This is a genomic window from Streptomyces sp. CA-250714 (assembly GCF_050936705.1).
Taxonomy (GTDB): domain Bacteria; phylum Actinomycetota; class Actinomycetes; order Streptomycetales; family Streptomycetaceae; genus Streptomyces.
Genome location: NZ_JBNJMI010000001.1, coordinates 2,363,233 through 2,380,891, shown reverse-complemented (window position 1 = coordinate 2,380,891; position 17,659 = coordinate 2,363,233). Strand labels below are relative to the sequence as shown.

General features: G+C 71.8%; 20 protein-coding genes and 3 pseudogenes. 16 read left to right on the top strand and 7 right to left on the bottom strand.

All coding sequences use genetic code 11. The annotated features are described in order from the left end of the window. Positions 1-187: 187 nt before the first annotated feature. Both ACQEU8_RS10345 and thiD read left to right on the top strand, forming a co-directional pair. Complete coding sequence (locus ACQEU8_RS10345) at positions 188-1,237, top strand: thiamine-phosphate kinase (RefSeq protein WP_433099114.1); 1,050 nt, start codon at positions 188-190, stop codon at positions 1,235-1,237. 14 nt (positions 1,238-1,251) lie between these two features. Beyond that, on the top strand, positions 1,252-2,070 hold the full coding sequence (gene thiD / locus ACQEU8_RS10340) for a bifunctional hydroxymethylpyrimidine kinase/phosphomethylpyrimidine kinase (protein WP_433099111.1): 819 nt from the start codon (positions 1,252-1,254) through the stop codon (positions 2,068-2,070). Between the two features lie 190 nt (positions 2,071-2,260). Here the strand turns inward: thiD and rpmB are convergent, their stop codons facing one another. Beyond that, positions 2,261-2,446 carry a 50S ribosomal protein L28 gene (rpmB, locus tag ACQEU8_RS10335; RefSeq protein WP_016470082.1) on the bottom strand — a complete coding sequence of 62 codons (186 nt, stop codon included), beginning with the start codon at positions 2,444-2,446 and terminating at the stop codon, positions 2,261-2,263. Between the two features lie 308 nt (positions 2,447-2,754). Between rpmB and ACQEU8_RS10330 the strand changes: the two genes are divergently transcribed. From ACQEU8_RS10330 to mutM, 9 genes are all read left to right on the top strand, one after another. After that, complete coding sequence (locus ACQEU8_RS10330; RefSeq protein WP_433099108.1) at positions 2,755-4,413, top strand: DAK2 domain-containing protein; 1,659 nt, start codon at positions 2,755-2,757, stop codon at positions 4,411-4,413. Between the two features lie 174 nt (positions 4,414-4,587). After that, positions 4,588-6,798, top strand: a complete 2,211-nt coding sequence (recG, locus tag ACQEU8_RS10325; protein ID WP_433102297.1) for an ATP-dependent DNA helicase RecG — start codon at positions 4,588-4,590, stop codon at positions 6,796-6,798. Between the two features lie 83 nt (positions 6,799-6,881). Then, positions 6,882-7,481 carry a 16S rRNA (guanine(966)-N(2))-methyltransferase RsmD gene (rsmD, locus tag ACQEU8_RS10320; RefSeq protein ID WP_433099106.1) on the top strand — a complete coding sequence of 200 codons (600 nt, stop codon included), beginning with the start codon at positions 6,882-6,884 and terminating at the stop codon, positions 7,479-7,481. Positions 7,482-7,534: 53 nt separating this feature from the next. Continuing rightward, entirely contained in the window at positions 7,535-8,014 is a 480-nt protein-coding gene (coaD, locus tag ACQEU8_RS10315; RefSeq protein ID WP_433102295.1) for a pantetheine-phosphate adenylyltransferase, read from the top strand. 70 nt (positions 8,015-8,084) lie between these two features. Continuing rightward, entirely contained in the window at positions 8,085-9,212 is a 1,128-nt protein-coding gene (locus ACQEU8_RS10310) for a cell division initiation protein (protein ID WP_433099104.1), read from the top strand. A gap of 171 nt (positions 9,213-9,383) precedes the next feature. Continuing rightward, a complete protein-coding gene (locus ACQEU8_RS10305) occupies positions 9,384-9,980 on the top strand; it encodes a YceD family protein (protein WP_433099102.1) in 597 nt (198 codons plus the stop codon). 2 nt (positions 9,981-9,982) lie between these two features. Beyond that, positions 9,983-10,156: a 50S ribosomal protein L32 gene (gene rpmF, locus ACQEU8_RS10300; RefSeq protein WP_016470089.1), complete on the top strand. Its 174-nt coding sequence runs from the start codon at positions 9,983-9,985 to the stop codon at positions 10,154-10,156. A 19-nt stretch (positions 10,157-10,175) separates the two neighbouring features. Beyond that, on the top strand, positions 10,176-11,078 hold the full coding sequence (gene rnc / locus ACQEU8_RS10295) for a ribonuclease III (protein ID WP_433099100.1): 903 nt from the start codon (positions 10,176-10,178) through the stop codon (positions 11,076-11,078). A gap of 93 nt (positions 11,079-11,171) precedes the next feature. Further along, positions 11,172-12,074, top strand: a complete 903-nt coding sequence (mutM, locus tag ACQEU8_RS10290) for a bifunctional DNA-formamidopyrimidine glycosylase/DNA-(apurinic or apyrimidinic site) lyase (RefSeq protein ID WP_433099098.1) — start codon at positions 11,172-11,174, stop codon at positions 12,072-12,074. 209 nt (positions 12,075-12,283) lie between these two features. Here the strand turns inward: mutM and ACQEU8_RS10285 are convergent, their stop codons facing one another. From ACQEU8_RS10285 to ACQEU8_RS10265, 5 genes and pseudogenes are all read right to left on the bottom strand, one after another. Further along, a complete protein-coding gene (locus tag ACQEU8_RS10285) occupies positions 12,284-12,541 on the bottom strand; it encodes a hypothetical protein (protein WP_433102521.1) in 258 nt (85 codons plus the stop codon). A gap of 321 nt (positions 12,542-12,862) precedes the next feature. Continuing rightward, positions 12,863-12,976: pseudogene (locus tag ACQEU8_RS10280) on the bottom strand (hypothetical protein); the annotation flags it as partial. Between the two features lie 66 nt (positions 12,977-13,042). After that, positions 13,043-13,180, bottom strand: a complete 138-nt coding sequence (locus ACQEU8_RS10275; RefSeq protein ID WP_433099096.1) for a hypothetical protein — start codon at positions 13,178-13,180, stop codon at positions 13,043-13,045. Next, positions 13,173-13,841: a hypothetical protein gene (locus tag ACQEU8_RS10270; protein WP_433099094.1), complete on the bottom strand. Its 669-nt coding sequence runs from the start codon at positions 13,839-13,841 to the stop codon at positions 13,173-13,175. The genes ACQEU8_RS10275 and ACQEU8_RS10270 overlap by 8 nt, the downstream gene beginning before the upstream one ends. A gap of 169 nt (positions 13,842-14,010) precedes the next feature. After that, positions 14,011-14,523: pseudogene (locus ACQEU8_RS10265) on the bottom strand (FAD-dependent monooxygenase); the annotation flags it as partial. Between the two features lie 273 nt (positions 14,524-14,796). On the opposite strand from ACQEU8_RS10265, the pseudogene ACQEU8_RS10260 reads away from it, so the two are divergent. From ACQEU8_RS10260 to ACQEU8_RS10250, 3 genes and pseudogenes are all read left to right on the top strand, one after another. Beyond that, a pseudogene (locus tag ACQEU8_RS10260) lies at positions 14,797-14,841 on the top strand (hypothetical protein); the annotation flags it as partial. Between the two features lie 35 nt (positions 14,842-14,876). Further along, positions 14,877-15,026, top strand: coding sequence for a TetR/AcrR family transcriptional regulator (locus tag ACQEU8_RS10255; RefSeq protein ID WP_433099092.1), 150 nt, complete (start codon positions 14,877-14,879; stop codon positions 15,024-15,026). After that, positions 15,026-15,304 carry a TetR/AcrR family transcriptional regulator C-terminal domain-containing protein gene (locus tag ACQEU8_RS10250; RefSeq protein ID WP_433099090.1) on the top strand — a complete coding sequence of 93 codons (279 nt, stop codon included), beginning with the start codon at positions 15,026-15,028 and terminating at the stop codon, positions 15,302-15,304. Before ACQEU8_RS10255 ends, ACQEU8_RS10250 begins: the two co-directional genes overlap by 1 nt. Positions 15,305-15,491: 187 nt before the next feature. On the opposite strand, the gene ACQEU8_RS10245 is transcribed toward ACQEU8_RS10250, so the two are convergent. Further along, a complete protein-coding gene (locus ACQEU8_RS10245) occupies positions 15,492-16,373 on the bottom strand; it encodes a CAP domain-containing protein (protein WP_433099088.1) in 882 nt (293 codons plus the stop codon). 234 nt (positions 16,374-16,607) lie between these two features. Here ACQEU8_RS10245 and ACQEU8_RS10240 point away from each other — a divergent pair, with 234 nt between their 5' ends. Both ACQEU8_RS10240 and ACQEU8_RS10235 read left to right on the top strand, forming a co-directional pair. Next, positions 16,608-16,916, top strand: coding sequence for an acylphosphatase (locus ACQEU8_RS10240; RefSeq protein ID WP_433102293.1), 309 nt, complete (start codon positions 16,608-16,610; stop codon positions 16,914-16,916). A gap of 310 nt (positions 16,917-17,226) precedes the next feature. After that, positions 17,227-17,433 carry a hypothetical protein gene (locus tag ACQEU8_RS10235; RefSeq protein WP_209237766.1) on the top strand — a complete coding sequence of 69 codons (207 nt, stop codon included), beginning with the start codon at positions 17,227-17,229 and terminating at the stop codon, positions 17,431-17,433. Positions 17,434-17,659: the final 226 nt, after the last annotated feature.

Here is a 17,659-nt window from a genome sequence, read left to right as displayed (position 1 = left end):
CCGGGAGCCCACCGGGCCGCCCTCGTGGCGGTCGGACGGGCCGGGCCGCCGACAGCCGGCCGGACGTCCACGGCGGGTGGACGACGCGCCGGACAGACCAGCACCACGGGCGTACGGACACGCACTACGGGCTCGTGGACGACGTACGGGAATGCACGATGAGTGAAGTGAGCGAAGGGGCACAGCAATGCGGGATGTGAACGGCGGTACCGCGTCCGAGCCTGCACAGCCCGCGGCGGAGGCCCCCTACGGCTCCGCGCGGGGGCTGACGAAGGGCACCGTCGGGGAGCTGGGGGAGTTCGGCCTCATCAGGGAGCTGACCGCCCGGCTGACCACCACCCCGGCCGTCCGGATCGGCCCGGGGGACGACGCCGCGGTGGTGGCGGCCCCGGACCGGCGGGTCGTGGCCAGCACCGACATCCTCATCGAGGGACGGCACTTCCGGCGCGACTGGTCGACGGCGTACGACGTGGGCCGCAAGGCCGCGGCCCAGAACCTCGCCGACATCGCCGCCATGGGCGCCGTCCCCACCGCGCTGCTGCTCGGTCTGATCGTCCCCGCCGACCTCCCCGCGAACTGGCCGACCGAACTGATGGACGGCATCAGGGACGAGGCGCAGGTCGCCGCCTCCGCCGTGGTCGGCGGCGATGTGGTGCGCGGCGACAGCATCGCCGTCTCCATCACGGCACTGGGCGATCTGCGCAACCGCGAGCCGGTCACCCGCTCCGGGGCCAAGGCCGGCGACGTCGTGGCCGTCACCGGATGGCTGGGCTGGTCGGCCGCCGGGCACGCGGTGCTCTCCCGCGGCTTCCGCTCGCCCCGCGCCTTCGTGGAGGCGCACCGCCGCCCCGAGCCGCCGTACCACGCCGGGCCCGCGGCCGCCGGGCTGGGCGCCACGGCGATGACCGACGTCAGTGACGGGCTGGTGGCCGACCTGGGGCACATCGCCGAGGCCAGCAAGGTGCGGATCGACATCCGCTCGGCCGACCTCGACATCCCCGCGCAGATGGCCGACATCGGGCAGGCCGTCGGCGTCGACCCGCTCCAGTGGGTGCTCACCGGGGGAGAGGACCACGCGATCGTCGCCACCTTCCCGCGTGACCAGAAGCTCCCGGCGCGCTGGCGCGTCATCGGCGAGGTGCAGGGCGCCTCCGCGCGGCCGCGCGTCACCGTGGACGGAGCCCCCTGGGCGAAGGCGGGCGGCTGGGACCACTTCTCCGACGACGCGGAGCGCTGAGTACCGTCGTCACCATGGACGATGTGAACTCCCGTGTCGGCGGGCCGCCGCGCGTGCTGACCGTCGCCGGGTCCGACTCCGGCGGCGGCGCAGGCATCCAGGCCGACCTGAAGACGATGCTGGCGCTCGGCGCCCACGGCATGAGCGTGATCGCAGCCGTCACCGCGCAGAACTCCCTCGGCGTGCAGGGCTATTGGGAGCTTCCGGTGGAGGCCGTACGCGCGCAGTACCGCAGCGTCGTGGACGACATCGGGGTGCAGGCCGTCAAGACCGGGATGCTCGCCTCGGCGGCGCTCGTGGAGACCGTCGCCGAACTGCTGGCCGGGACCGGGGCGCCGGTGGTCGTCGACCCGGTGGGGGTCTCCAAGCACGGGGACGCGCTGCTGGCGGACGACGCCGTGGACTCGGTACGCGGCAAGCTGCTGCCCGTCGCCACCGTCGTCACCCCGAACCTGGACGAGGTCGCACAGCTGACGGGCGTCCGGGTCACCGACGAGACGGGGCTGCGCGAGGCCGCGGCCGCCGTGCTGGCCCACGGGCCGCGCTGGGCGCTGATCAAGGGCGGGCACCTGCCCGGCGAAGCCGTCGACCTGCTCACCGACGGCACCGAGGAGCACTGGCTGCGCGCCCCGCGGCACGACAACCGGCACACCCACGGCACGGGCTGCACACTGGCCAGTGCCCTCGCCTCGTACCTGGCCAAGGGGCTGCCGGTGCCGGAGGCCGCGCGGGCAGCCAAGGAGTACACGACGGGCGCCATCGCGGCAGGCTTCCCGCTGGGTGCGGGGCTGGGTCCCGTGGACCATGGGTGGCGGTTGGCCGAGCGGGGCTGAGCGGCCGGGGCGCCCGCGTCGGGGACCGTCCCAGGGCCATGGCCCCGGCGGAGGCGCGTGCGGGGACGCCTTGCGGCACCCGTGGTAGGCACCTCACAAAGCACCTCAGGAGACACAAAAACCGGCCCGCACAAGCGGGCCGGTTCTGCGTTCGGCTCGGCGTGAGCCGCGCTGCGTTACGTCGAGGACGTCAGCGCGACACCTTGCCGGCCTTGATGCACGAGGTGCAGGCGTTGAGGCGCTTCGGCGTCCCGCCGACCACGGCACGCACGCGCTGGATGTTCGGGTTCCAGCGACGGCGGGTGCGGCGGTGCGAGTGGGAGATGTTGTTGCCGAACTCCGGCCCCTTGCCGCAGACGTCGCAGTTCGCAGCCACGGGTCACTCCAAAGACTTCAGATGCACGTACGGTGAATCCCGGCGACGCAGGACCAGATGACCGGCTGTGCCAGGGGGATTGTCACCTACCGGACCGAAACATCCGGAACAGGCAACCGGAGCAGCATACAACGGACGGTCTCGAACAGCGAAACCAAGGCCCTCGTCCCGGCCCCGACCTGGGCTTCCGCCCTGTCCCCCACTAGCCTGCCCGCAACGCCGCCACCCGGCTTCCCCCAGCCTTCGGCCGGGAGGTACCCGGGAGGTACCCGGTCCCCTGGAGGCCGATACCCGGAGGAGGTCCCGCAGTGCCGCTACCGCTCGACACCGCCGCGGTCGGCCGCTGGTGCGCCCTCGGCCGGGAGTCGCTGCGTGCCCACTGTGCACGCATGGACGCCATCAACGTCTTCCCGGTCGCGGACGGTGACACCGGCACCAATCTGTGCCTCACCTTCGAGGCGGCCGTCGCCGCCCTCCCGGCCCGGGAGTCTCAGGCCACGGCCGGGGAGGCGCTGCGTGCGATGGCACGGGCCGCGCTGCTGGGCGCCAGGGGCAATTCGGGCACCATCCTGGCGGAGTATCTGCGCGGCATGGCACAGGGCCTCGCGGAGGAGAGCGGCGAGCCTGGAGAGGCGCTGCCGCGCGCCCTGAGGTGCGGGGCGCGCGCCGCGTACGCGGCTGTCGCCCACCCCGTGGAGGGCACGATGCTGACGGTGGCCGCGGCTGCCGCCGACGCCGCCGAGGCGGGGGAGGACCTCGCGATGGCGGCCCGCGAGGCGCTGGCCGCCACCCCCGGGCGGCTGGCGGCGCTGGCCCGCGCGGGTGTGGTGGACGCGGGTGGGCTGGGCCTGACCGCGCTGCTGACCTCGCTGTGGGCGGCGCTGGGCGAGCACGTACCGGCCGAGCCGGCGGCCGATACCGCCGAGCCGGTCCCCGCCGCGTGCCCCGTGGCGGGCCCGGTCGTGGTCGCGCCGCCCGCCGACGGCTCGGCGCAGGCTCCCTTCCGCCCCGAGTTCGAGGTGATGTACCTCCTGGAGTCCGACGACCCGAAGTCCGTCGGCGCGCTCCGCACCCGGCTCGACCCGCTCGGCGACTCCCTGGTCATCGGCGGCGGCGAGGGGCTGTGGAGCGTGCACGTCCACGTCGCGGACGCCGGGGCCGCCGTGGAGGCGGGGCTGGCGGCGGGGCGCCCGTATCGCATCCGCATCACCCACCTGCCGACGGCCGAGGGCGGTACCGGGGACGGTGCGGCAGCGGGTGCACAGGGCGGCGAGCGAGGTGACGCGGTGGAACCGGCGCCGCAGTCGGCCGGAGGGCGCGCCGTCGTCGCCGTCGTACCGGGCGAGGGGCTGGCCGCGCTCTGCCGGCAGGCGGGTGCCGGTGTGCTGCCCGCCGCCGACGCCGCCCAACAGGACGCGCTGGTGGCGGCGGTGCGGGCGACGGGCGCCGCCGAGGTGGCGCTGCTGCCCAACGAGACCGGACTGCACGCCGTGGCGGCGCGGGCGGCGGACATCGCGCGGGCGGCAGGCGTCAGGTGTGCCGTCATCCCGACCCGCGCCGCCGTCCAGGGACTCGCGGCGCTCGCCGTGCACGAGCCCGGCCGCCGCTTCGACGAGGACGTCGTCACCATGACCTCGGCCGCCGGGGCGACCCGGTACGGCGAAGTGACCGTCGCGGAGCGGCAGTCGTGGACGACGGCGGGCGTCTGCCAGGCCGGGGACGTGCTCGGGCTCATCGAGGGTGATGTGGCGCTGATCGGCACCGAGACCGTGCCCGTTGCGCGGGATGTGCTGGCACGGATGCTGGCGGCCGGGGGTGAGCTGGTCACCCTTGTCCTCGGCGCGGAGGTCCCCGAGGGGCTCGCGGCTGAGCTGGAGCACTATGTGCGCACCAGTCATCTCGCCGTCGACACGGTCGTCTATGAGGGGCGCCAGCTGGAGGCACAGTTGCTCATCGGCGTCGAATGACCTCCGCCGCCCCGTACGGCGCAGCAGGCACGCCGAACCGCTCTCCTGGCGAGTGACACGGGCGCTGTCACAGCCGTCCGGCAGGATGGAACCGTGCCCTCGACTGAAACCACGCGAAGCGAACCCCTCCAGGAGCCGCTGAAGGCGCTGCTCGGCGGAAACACCGCGAAGGTGATGTCCGAGCACCTCGGGCTGCGCACGGTAGGCGACCTGCTGCACCACTACCCGCGCCGGTACGCGGAGCGCGGCGAGCTGACCCGGCTGTCCGAGCTGCCGCTGGACGAGCACGTCACCGTCGTCGCCCGGGTTCACGACGCGCGCGTGCACAAGTTCAACCACGGCAGGGGCCAGCGCCTGGAGGTCACGCTGACGGACGGCAGCGGACGGCTCCAGCTCGTCTTCTTCGGCCGCTCCGTCCACTACCACCAGCGGCAGTTGCTGCCCGGCAAGCGCGGCATGTTCGCCGGCAAGGTGGGGGTCTTCAACCGCAAACTCCAGCTCTCCCACCCGGACTACAAACTCCTGGACGAGGACAGCGATCAGGAGACCGTGGAGCAGTTCGCCAGGGCCCTGCTGCCGCTGTATCCGGCGTGCAAGCAGCTCTCTTCCTGGAGCATCGAGCAGTCCGTCGGCATGCTGCTCAGCGCCCTGGAGGCCACCAGCTGGCGCGGGCTGACCGATCCGCTGCCGGACGCGTTGCGCGAGCAGCGCGGACTCATCCCGCTCCCCGAGGCGTTCGAGAAGATCCACCGGCCGGGCAGCAGGGCGGACATCGCCGAGGCCCGCTCCCGGCTCAAGTGGGACGAGGCGTTCGTCCTCCAGGTCGCCCTCGCCAGGCGGCGCGCCAAGGAGACCGAACTGCCCGCCGTACCGCGCAGGCCGACGCCCGGCGGGCTGCTGGACGCGTTCGACGAACGGCTGCCGTTCACCCTCACCGACGGGCAGCGCGAGGTGAGCCGGGAGATCTTCGCGGACCTGGCCACCGAGCACCCCATGCACCGGCTGCTCCAGGGCGAGGTCGGCTCCGGCAAGACGCTGGTGGCACTGCGGGCCATGCTCGCCACCGTCGACGCGGGCGGCCAGGCGGCGATGCTCGCGCCCACCGAGGTGCTGGCCCAGCAGCACCACAGGTCCATCACGGAGATGATGGGCGAGCTGGCAGAAGGCGGGATGCTGGGCGGTGCCGAGCAGGGCACCAAGGTGGTGCTGCTGACCGGTTCGATGGGCGCAGCGGCCCGGCGCCAGGCACTGCTGGACCTGGTGACCGGCGAGGCGGGCATCGTCGTCGGCACCCACGCGCTGATCGAGGACAAGGTCACCTTCCACGACCTGGGCCTGGTCGTGGTGGACGAGCAGCACCGCTTCGGCGTCGAACAGCGCGACGCCCTCCGCTCCAAGGGCAAGCAGCCGCCGCATCTGCTGGTGATGACGGCGACGCCCATCCCCAGGACCGTCGCCATGACGGTCTTCGGCGATCTGGAGACGTCCGTACTTGACCAACTCCCCGCCGGGCGCTCCCCGATCGCCACCCATGTGGTGCCGGTGAAGGACAAGCCGCACTTCCTCACGCGCGCGTGGGAGCGGGTCCGCGAGGAGACGGAGGCGGGCCATCAGACGTACGTCGTCTGCCCGCGGATCGGCGACGACGAGGACCCGAAGGCGGCGAAGGGCGCGGGCCCGCAGCGGTCCGCGTACGACGGGGAAGAGCCGGACGGCTTCCCGGTGGACGAGCAGGGCGAGCCGGACGAGGGCGCCGACAGCGAGGAGAAGCGCCCGCCGCTGGCCGTCCTCGACATCGCCGGTCAACTCGCCTCCGGGCCCCTCGCCGGGCTCCGGGTGGCGGCCCTGCACGGGCGGATGCAGCCCGAGGCGAAGGACGAGGTGATGCGGGAGTTCGCCGCGGGCGAGATCGACGTACTGGTGGCCACCACGGTCATCGAGGTCGGCGTGAACGTGCCCAACGCGACCGGCATGGTGATCATGGACGCCGACCGCTTCGGCGTCTCGCAGCTGCACCAGCTGCGGGGCCGCGTCGGCCGGGGCTCGGCACCGGGTCTGTGTCTGCTGGTGACGGACATGCCGCAGGAGAGCCCCGCGCGGGCCCGCCTGGAGGCCGTGGCCGCCACGCTCGACGGCTTCGAGCTGTCCCGTATCGACCTCGAACAGCGCCGCGAGGGAGACGTTCTGGGCCAGGCCCAGTCCGGTGTGCGCTCCTCGCTGCGGATGCTCGCCGTCATCGACGACGAGGAGATCATCGCCGAGGCCCGCGACGAGGCCACGGCTCTGGTCGCCGCCGACCCGGACCTGGAGCACCATCCCGAACTGCGCACAGCGCTGGACGCTCTCCTGGACGAGGAACGGGAGGAGTACCTCGACAAGGGCTGACGGGAGCCCACGCCGACCCCGCCGTCGCATGGGATCCTGATCCCGAGCCCCGAGCATCCACCCCACACAGAGGATCCGCACCCATGACCCGCGTCATCGCCGGAGCCGCCGGCGGGCGGCGGCTGGCCGTTCCGCCGGGCACCGGTACCCGCCCCACCTCCGACCGGGCCCGCGAGGGTCTGTTCTCCAGCTGGGATTCCCAGCTTGGGGGCGCGGCCGGCTGGCAGGGCCTGCGCGTGCTGGACCTGTACGCCGGCTCCGGTGCCGTCGGCCTGGAGGCGCTGTCGAGGGGCGCCGCGCACGCGCTGCTCGTCGAGACGGACCCGCGTGCCGTGCGCACCATCAAGGAGAACGTGCGGACGGTCGGCCTGCCCGGCGCCGAGGTGCGGTCCGGCAAGGCGACGCAGATCCTCGCGGGGGACCCGCCTGAGCACCCGTTCGACCTGGTCTTCCTCGACCCCCCGTACGCCGTCACCGACGACGAGCTGCGCGAGACACTGCTCACACTCCGCGCCAGGGCCTGGCTGGCACCCGGTGCCTTGGCCACCGTGGAGCGCAGCACCAGGGGCGGTGATTTCCGCTGGCCGGAGGGTTTCGAGGGGCTCAGGTCCCGTCGCTACGGCGAGGGAACGCTTTGGTACGGTCGCGCCGCCGCGCGGGAAGTTACTCCCGCGTCATGCTGAGATCACATGAGGCGGGGCCGCGTGCCCGCCGTGAGGAGAGCGAGGAAGTGCCAGTGCGCCGCGCAGTCTGTCCGGGGTCCTTCGACCCCATCACCAATGGCCACCTCGACATCATCGACCGCGCCTCCCGGCTGTACGACACGGTGCACGTCGCCGTGATGATCAACAAGTCCAAGAAGGGCCTCTTCACGGTCGACGAGCGCATCGACCTGATCCGGCAGGTCACCGAGGGACTGGGCAACGTCAAGGTGGAGGCGTTCCACGGGCTGCTGGTCGACTTCTGCAAGGAGCGCGACATCCCGGCCATCGTCAAAGGACTGCGCGCGGTCAGCGACTTCGACTACGAGTTGCAGATGGCACAGATGAACAACGGCCTCTCCGGCGTCGAGACGCTCTTCGTCCCCACCAACCCCACCTACAGCTTCCTCTCCTCCAGCCTCGTCAAGGAGGTCGCCACCTGGGGCGGCGACGTCTCCCATCTGGTGCCCGAGGCCGTCAACCGCGCGCTGACCGAACGGCTCACCAAGCCCTGACCTGCCCGCGAGCCGTCCGCTTGGGGGAAGGAGTAACGGGCCCGCGCTCACTGGCCGTACAGTCACAGTCGTGGACGTACAGCAGAAACTCGACGAGATCGTGGCGACCGTCGACAGCGCGCGCTCGATGCCCATGTCGGCCTCCTGCGTGGTCAACCGGGCCGAACTGCTCGGCATGCTCGAGGAAGTGCGCCAGGCGCTGCCCGGCTCGCTCGCCGAGGCGCGCGAGGTGATCGGCGGCCGCGAGCAGGTCGTGGCCGAGGCCCACCAGGAGGCGCAGCGCATCATCGAGGCGGCCCAGGCCGAGCGCGCCTCGCTGGTGTCCGGCACCGAAGTGGCCCGGCGTGCCCAGGAGGAGGCCGACCGCATCCTCGCCGAGGCCCACCAGGAGGCGGGCCGGACCCGGGCCGAGGCGGACGACTACGTCGACAGCAAGCTGGCCAACTTCGAAGCGGTGCTCTCCAAGACCATCGGCTCCATCGAGCGCGGCCGCGAGAAGCTGCTGGGCAGCGGACCCGGTGCCGAGGAGTGGCACGACGAGTACGCCCACGACGCACCGGACCGCACCGGCGACCCGCGCGAGCTCCAGCGGCGCGCCGACAGCTATGTCGAGGCCCGGCTCGGCTCCGTCTCCGCGGTGCTCGCCAAGACGCTGGAGGCCGTGGGGCGCGGCCGTCTCAAGCTGCGCGGCCACGAGCCCGCCGACGAGCTGGCGGCCCATATGGCAGCGCAGGACGGCGCCCAGAGCTTCAACGGGCACACCAGCGACGCGGACTACCTCGCCGGGCTGGCACATACCGAGCCGGCCGCCCAGGCACCGCACGGCGAGCAACTGCCCCAGCCGCCCGCCCAGCCGCCGCAGCCCCCGCACATCCCCCCGCAGCCAGCGGCCCAGCCGGTCGCCGCCGACCCCTACTACGGGCAGCAGCAGATGCCGTACGACGGCGGTCAGCAGCAGCACGACCCGTACGCGTACGCGCAGCAGCAGGCGCCGCAGGAGGCGTACTACGCGCCGCAACAGCAGCACGATCCGTACGGCTACGGGCAGCAGCAGGACGGCTACTACCAGCAGCAGCACTACCAGGCCCAGCAGCCGCAGCAGCAGCCGCAGCTGGACGAGACCAGCCTCTTCGACACGAGCATGATCGACATCGACCAGCTCAGGGCGTACGAGCAGCGGCACGGCCAGGGCGGCTGACGCCCGGCGCTCAGCGGGGCCCGCAGCGTGGCGTGACCCCGGGCGCGGATTGGGTCATGGGGGAGCCGTCAAGTATCCTGTCTCTTCGGTCGTGAGTACGTTCGCGGCCCCAGCCCCACCCGTAGAAAGCAGGAAGCCCTGAAAGCCCCCCTCGACCACCGTGCTCCTCTCGTGTTCGACACACGCGAGCTGGGGCGGCGTCCTGGTGCGATGAAGCGGCTCTCCCGCGAGGTGGAGTCCCCCGGTGACCTCGGTGTCGAGTTCATCAAGGTTCCCGACGGGGCGACGATCGAGCTGGACCTCCGCCTGGAGTCGGTCATGGAAGGGGTGCTCGTCACGGGCACCGCCCGTGCACCGCTGACAGGGGAGTGCGTAAGGTGTCTGGAGCCGCTCGACCAGCGAGTCGAAGCGGACTTCCAGGAGATGTTCTCCTACCCCGAAGCCGACGACCGGGGCCGCCCTGTGGCGGAACCCGGCGAGGACGAGGAGGACGAGGACACGCTCTTCCTCGAGGGCGACCTGTTCGACCTCGAACCCGTGCTGCGGGACGCGGTGGTGCTCGCACTGCCGCTGCAGCCGGTGTGCCGCGAGGACTGCCCCGGCCTGTGCCCCGACTGCGGGGCCCGGCTGGCGGACGATCCTGATCACGCACACGAAGACGCCGTCGACATCAGGTGGGCGGCACTGCAGGGACTCGCCGAGACCATGCCGGACGGCGAGAAGGACAACGAGCCCCGCACCGACGGGGATGACTCACAGGAGAAGTAGCCGTGGCTGTTCCGAAGCGGAAGATGTCGCGCAGCAACACGCGCCACCGCCGGTCGCAGTGGAAGGCTGCGGTCCCCACCCTGGTGAAGTGCGAGCGCTGCCGCGAGCCCAAGCAGCAGCACATCGCGTGCCCGAGCTGCGGCACCTACAACAAGCGCCAGGTCCTCGAGGTCTGATCGGCGGGTGACAGGCTCCATGTCCAACGCCGGCACTCCTCAGAGCCCCGCCCCCGGGAAGGGAGGGGATTCTGCGGAACTGGTGGACGCGGCCTCGTCCCACGCGATTCTGGAAGGGCGGCTCGGTTACCGACTGGAGTCCGCCCTTCTGGTGCGCGCGCTGACGCACCGCAGTTACGCGTACGAGAACGGCGGGCTGCCCACCAACGAGCGCCTGGAGTTCCTCGGCGACTCCGTCCTCGGGCTCGTCGTCACCGACACCCTCTACCGCATGCACCCGGACCTTCCGGAGGGCCAGCTCGCCAAGCTGCGGGCCGCGGTGGTCAACTCGCGCGCCCTCGCGGGGGTCGCGCGCGGTCTCGACCTGGGTGCTTTCATCCGCCTCGGCAGGGGTGAGGAGGGCACCGGCGGCCGGGACAAGGCGTCGATCCTCGCGGACACGCTGGAGGCGGTCATCGGCGCCGTCTACCTCGACCAGGGGCTGGAGGCGGCCTCCGAACTGGTGCACCGCCTGTTCGACCCGCTCATCGAGCGCTCCTCCAACCTCGGCGCGGGTCTCGACTGGAAGACCAGCCTCCAGGAGCTGACGGCCGCCGAGGGACTCGGTGTCCCGGAGTACCTGGTCTCGGAGACGGGCCCCGACCACGAGAAGACCTTCACGGCTGCTGCCCGCGTCGGTGGTGTCGCGTACGGCACCGGCACAGGACGCAGCAAGAAGGAGGCGGAGCAGCAGGCCGCCGAGGCCGCCTGGCGCGCCATCTCGGCCCGCGCCGAGGCCGCAGCGGCCGACGCGGCGGCAGGCGCCGGGTCGGCTGGGAAGAGCGCCGCGGCGGCTGGGAAGGGCGCCGCTGCACCGTCCGTCGCGGACGCCCAGCGGAGCGAGCCCACCGAGCCGTCGGAGGGCACCGCGGCTTCCCGCTGACCTGCTGACCTGCTGACCGCACCGGCCGCCCCCTCCCGGGGGCGGCCGTGGTGTTACCCGCCCGCGAGTGCGGGCCTACTCCCGAGGAGTCCCGTGCCCGAGCTGCCGGAAGTCGAGGTCGTCCGCCGCGGTCTGGAACGCTGGGCCAGCGGCCGGACCGTCGCTGCCGCCGAAGTGCTCCACCCGCGTGCGGTCCGCCGCCACACGGCCGGGCCGCTGGACTTCGCCGCGCGGCTGGCGGGCGCGCGGATCGGGCCGGCCAGGCGCCGCGGCAAATATCTGTGGCTGCCCGTCGAGGACGGCTCCCACGCCGTCCTCGCCCACCTCGGTATGAGCGGCCAGCTCCTCATCCAGCCGCCGGGCACCCCCGACGAGCGGCATCTGCGGATCCGGTTCACCTTTCAGGACGCGGACGGCGGCGAGCTGCGCTTCGTCGACCAGCGCACCTTCGGCGGGCTTTCGCTCCATCCGGCCGCCGAGGACGGGCTGCCCGACGTCATCGCGCACATCGCCCGCGACCCGCTCGACCCCGCCTTCGACGAGCCGGCCTTCCACGCCGCCCTGCGCCGCCGCCGTACGACGATCAAGCGCGCCCTGCTGGACCAGTCGCTGATCAGCGGCGTCGGCAACATCTACGCCGACGAGGCGCTATGGCGCTCCCGGCTGCACTACGACCGCCCCACGGCCACCCTGACCCGGACGCAGACCGCCGAGCTGATCGGCCACGTCCGGGACGTGATGACAGCCGCACTGGCCCAGGGCGGCACCAGCTTCGACAGCCTCTATGTGAACGTCAACGGCGAGTCCGGCTACTTCGAACGCTCACTGGACGCCTACGGCCGCGAGGACGAACCCTGCCGCCGCTGCGGCACCCCGATGCGCCGCCGCGCCTGGATGAACCGCTCCAGCTACTTCTGCCCCCGCTGCCAACGCGCCCCGCGCCCGGCACGCGCCCCGTCAGGGGCGCGGGGAACAGCGCGACAAGCCAGGACATAGCCGCAGTCGGCGGGCGACGGGCAGGGTCACCCCGTGACCGGAACAACGTGGAGGGCCGGTCAAGATCCGCCGGGGCGCCGACACGCTCTCCGGCGCGGAGCACCGTCGTGCCAGGGCGACCGCCACTGCCCCCGCCGCGACCGCGAAATACGCGTGCACGCCCGCGGCCGAGTTCTCCTCCGTCCCGTCGACGACCACAGCCGTCGACGTCAGCACGGCCGCACCCACCGCTTGAAGCCGGACGTCACGATTGCTCCCGCCGTAAAGCCCAGCAGTGCGGCGAACACGGCGGCGGCGTAGAGGTGGGAGACCGACAGATACATCCCGATGGTCGCCACCGGGCCGATCGCCACCCCGCCGGCGAGTCCGTACCCCAGCTGCTCGTTCGGTGCGACCTCGGCGATGAGACTGATGAGCTGGAGCATGCTCTGGCACGCACCGGTCGACAGGACGACCACAAGCAGCATGAGCAAGGGTCTGCTGAGATTTCCTGATGTCGACCACGGGTTCGAGAAAGGGCGAGCGGGCCTTTGGCGAACCAGCCGAACTCCGGCCCGAGGCTGACATAGCTGAGCACTGCCGCCAGCCCCGCGCCGAGCAGCACGCCCGGCGATATCGAACCTGCCCCCGTCCTGACTGGGGACTCGGAATGATGCGCCCGAGTCACGATGGCCACGACGGTCATCGCGATCCGCACCGCGCACATCTGCCGGATGAGGGTGACCGTGAGGAAGACGGCAGCCACGGCCGTCTCCCTGCAACAGGCGCCCGGCGATGAACACCCAGATGCTGGGCGCTACCAGACACACGAGGGCGCCCGCGCAGGCGATGAGCAACGTCATCACCAGCACTCTGCGCTTCCCGTACATGTCGGCGCTCTTGCCGAGCAGCGGCACCCACATCGCTCCCGCCAGCATCGCGCTCGCGTTGAGCCATGCCGCCTGATCGGTGTCGAAGTGGTCGAGCATCTACGGAAGGACGAGAAGTGGCGTCATGATGACCGTGTCCACCATGACGTTGGCGAGAATCAGAACGGCCACCCGGCGGACGAGCCGCCCGCTCCATCTCGTGTGCTGTTCGCCGCTCGACGAACCGGCGTTACTCATGAGGCCGGATCTCCGGCGGGTCCCCTACGCCTGTCCGATCCGGTTGCCCGCCCGGCCGGAATCGGGCCAAGTGGTCGATGACGCCCGCCTCTTGGCCGACCCGGAGGCGGGCGGCGACGTACCCGTCGGGCCTGGTCAGGACGAGCTCGCCCGGGCGCGGCCGGAAGACGCGCCGGAATTCGTCCTTGGCGTCGACGATGCCACTGCCCGCAGCCGACCCGATGCGGTGTACGTGCATGGGGACCGGTGCGGCGCCGTCGAGGGCGACCGGTTCGGTGCGTTCGTAGGCGAGCAGAGACCAGTGCGGCCCCCGCAACAGGTCGAAGAGGTCCCCGGTGAACCCAGGGCGCTCCAACCCGCCGACGTTGGGCGCCCGGTCGCCGGCCTTGGGGCCCGGCGCGCTGTCCTGGGAGTCGCGACAGGTGAGCGGACCGGTCCGGTAGCGGATACCCAGCCCGGTGGTCGTCGACCCGTCGGCGATGCCGGCGAGTGCCGAGCTCAGCCCGTCCTCGCTGCCGCGGGCCACCTGCTCCATGGCTCTGCTCATCGTGTCCGAGCTGAGCGCCAGGACGGTACGGGCGACGGGGATGCGCTCGGCGCCGTCGATGACGCTGCCGAGTTTCCCGCCGAGGTTGTAGGCGTCCTGGATCCCGGTGTTCATGCAGGATCGGGCTCTGGAACTGCCACAGGTCGCTGTCGGGGAGCGGGGTGAGGCCGAGCATGCCGTGTTCGGACGGCCAGATGTGCATATTGCCGCGGTCGAGGTCCGGCCCGGTGACATCACCGAGGTACCAGCGCTGCTGCTCGTAGGCCCGGCCGACCAGTGGCAGCCCGACGAGCCTGCGGATGTTGCTCCTGCCGCCGTCCGCCGCCACGACATAGCGGGCGCGGACGGTCTGTTCGCCGTGCGGCGTACGCAGAACGGCGGTGATACCGGCGTCGTCCTGTACGAGGCCGACCGCTTCGGCCCCGAACTCCACCTGCCCGCCAAGTTCTCCGAACCGTTGCCGCAGCGCGTGCTCGACGTGGAACTGGCCGATCCATAGGGCGTCGGGGTACGGCGTGTGGAACGACTCCCCCGCCCAGACCGAGAGCGGGGACCGGTCCACCAGAACGCCGGTCGGTTCGTGGAACCTCACGGGAAGCCCGGCGACGCCTCGCCGCCGTACGTGGTCAACGGCGCCCAGATTGTCGAGCACTTCGAGGCACCGGGACTGGGTGGTCTTGGCCTCGGACGCGCGATTCGGCACCGCGTCCCGCTGACGATGCGGTGGCCGACCCCGCGACGGGCGAGATCGCAGGCAGGGACAGCCCGGTGGGCCCGGCTCCGACGACGAGCACATCGGTGCGGCACGTGTCAGTCATGGAGGGTCCTTCCAGGGACTGGTGCAAGGAATTGGCGCGGCGGGCTCAGCACGGACGGGACGTGACCTGGCGTACCGACCGGTCGGCCGGTCCTCAGACGTCCCGGAAGCGGAGCACGGCCACGACCAGGGCTCCGACACCCAGGAGCCGGTTCATCCCCAACGAGAACTCGCCCACCCGGCGAGTGGCCGCGTCCGTCAGCCCCGTAGGAGACAGCTCGAAGGCAGCGGTCCGAGGACAAGCGAACGGCCATCCTGAACGCGGCCGAGGCGCTGTTCGTCTCCGAGGGGTACGAGCTCACCAGCGTCGACGCCATCGCGGCCCGCGCCGGGTGTCCAAACGCACGGTCTACGATCACTTCGGCGACAAGCGGACCCTCTTCCAGAGCGTCCTCGTGCGCGTCAACGACGCCTTGGCGGTCACCGTGCGCACAGCGCTCGACGAGAGCTCACAGAAGGAAGCGATCTGCGCGACGCGCTGATGGCCTTCGCCTCACGGGTGGCGACGGAGACCTTTCCGTCGCCCGACTACGTGACCTTCCGGCAGCTGACGGCGCAGGGGCGCTCGGCGCCACGGCTGCCGGAGACGGCGCGTGAGCGTCCCGAACGGATGCTGGAGGAGCGGTTTGCGAAGCTCGTGGCGGACGGCGAGATCCGCGCGGCCGATCCGCACCGCGCCGTACAGCACTTCACCGCACTGACCATGCTCCTCGCTCTGGACGCACTCAAGGCGGGCCCGGCGGGCGCGGTGGGGGAGTAGGAGATCCTCGCGATCATCGCCGGCGGGGTCGACGCCTTCCTCCGCGCCTACCGCTGACCCCGTGCGCATCCCACCGGCCGCTACGGGGCATGGCAGCGGAAAGGGGCCGGGCAACCCCGCGGCGGCGCCGCATCCGCTGACGCCGCCTTGCTCCGCCGGGCACGAATCAAACTGCCCGGCGGCCGGTTCAGAAGCCGAAGTCCTGGGTCCACCAGGGACCGCCCTCGGCGAAGTGCGCGCCGACGCCGAGCGTCCGGTAGTCGCAGTTGAGGATGTTGGCCCGGTGGCCGGGGCTGTGCATCCAGGAATCCATCACGGAGCGGGCGTTGGCCTGGCCGCGCGCTATGTTCTCGCCGCCCAGATCGCTTATGCCCGCGGCCTCGGCGCGGTCCCAGGGGCTCTTGCCGTCGGGCGAGGTGTGCGAGAAGAACCCGCGCCGCGCCATGTCCTCGCTGTACTCCCCGGCCAGCGAGGCGAGCCGGGTATCCGCCTTGAGCGGCCGGCAGCCCGCCTTGGCCCGCTCCTGGTTGACCAGGGCGAGGACCTCGCTCTCGGCGGCGGACTCCTGGTCGGCCGCCGCGGTACTGCCGCCGCCCGGCTGCGGCCTGGGGTCCTCGTCGGAGCGGGAGCCCCGCTCCTTGTCCTGGGCCGGCTCGGGGGTCTTCGACGGCCGGGCCGAGGGAGTGGCCTCCGGTTTCTCGGCGGGGCGCGAACTCTCCCGGGAGGGCGTCGGGCGAGGGCTCTCGCTGGTCTCGGCACCCCCTCCGGGAGCCTCGGTGGCGGTCCGGTCGGAGGGGGTGCCGGATATCGGCGGGGACGCGGGATCGCCGGTGCCGTCGGCCTGCACCCGGCTGTCCCGCGGTCCGCCGAGTCCGCCGGGCGCGGGCACCAGCCCGGAGGCGACGGCGACGGTGCCCATCGCGAGTGCGGCGGAGGCTCCCAGCAGCCCGGTCCGTACGGGAGTCGCGGCGCGTCTGCGGCGCCTGCCTCCGTGGTGCCGGGGCGCGGCCTGCCGGACGGAGGGCTCCGGCGGGGCTGGAGTGGGGGTAGCGCGTCGATGGCGGCCCATCTGTGCTGTCCTCACATTGCTCGGCGATACGGCGTCACGGTTCCGTCCCTCTTCACCCGCGGGTGTGAGCGGGGTGTGAAGAGAGTTGCCGGGCAATGTACGGCATCCCCACGGGGCCTGATGTGTCCACTCGGGAATTGTCCGGATAGCGTGCACCCCATGGCTGCCATCAACCCGACCGACAATACGGACGGAATTCCGCGCGAACAGCTGGCTGCGCAACTGGGTGAACAGGTGCCCGAGCAGCCCGTCGCGCCTCGGCCCGGGGAGCCCGCACGGCTGACGGCCTGGGTCCGTGGCGAGGTGCAGGGGGTCGGCTTCCGCTGGTTCACCCGTGCGGCGGCGCTCCGGATCGGACGGCTCGTCGGCTTCGCGCTCAACCTTGGTGACGGCCGCGTCCAGATCGTTGCGGAGGGCACCCGTGCCGACTGCGAGCAGCTGCTGGAGTGGCTGCGGAGCGGGGACACGCCCGGGCGCGTGGACGGCGTCACCGAGATCTGGGACACACCACGAGGCGGGTATCGCGGCTTCGCGATCCGGTGATCCACAACGGTTGCCATTCGCGCCGTACCGTGCAAAGCTGCCGCAACGAGTGAGCACCGTGGATCTTTCACCAGGCCCCCGCGGGCAGCCGTCTCCGGCGCCGGACGCCGTCGAGTCAAGGCAGACGCGGGGGCGCGACGTGTGATCGTGTTGACCGTCAAACCATTTGGTGAGATCCTGAAACCCCGCGCACCTGAGCTGTTTGATCCAGAGAACCTTTAGCAAAAGTCCAGAGCAGACCCTCAACGGTGCGAATCCCTCACGACCCACCCACCTACGGTCGGTCACTCAGTGTGGAGGACCATCCATCATGGCAAAGGCGCTTCTCGGTCACGTCGGCGGCTACGACCCCCGAGTGCTCGCCGAGATGCGACGGCTGCAGCAGCGTGTCCAGGACCTGGAATCCGAACTCGTACGGATGCAGGCCGAGAACGACGCTCTGTCCGCCGCCGCTCGGCACCGCGACTCGGTGTTCGAAGACATCGATGTGAAGACGGCCGAGCCTGCGCTGACCTGATCCACGCCCGCCGGGCAGGACGGGCTGAGCAGGACAGCCGTACTCAGAAATCTCAAGGGACGCTTCGGCGTCCCTTAGTTTTTGCCTGCTTTCGTCCGCTGGTGTGCGTCGTCCGCTGCTTCATCCGCCGTGTGAGGTGCGGGTGTGGGGAGGCGTGCTCATCATGGCGTGTTTCGTTACGTCTGATCTGCCCTCGCCCCCTCCCGGTGAAACCCCTGGGCGAAAC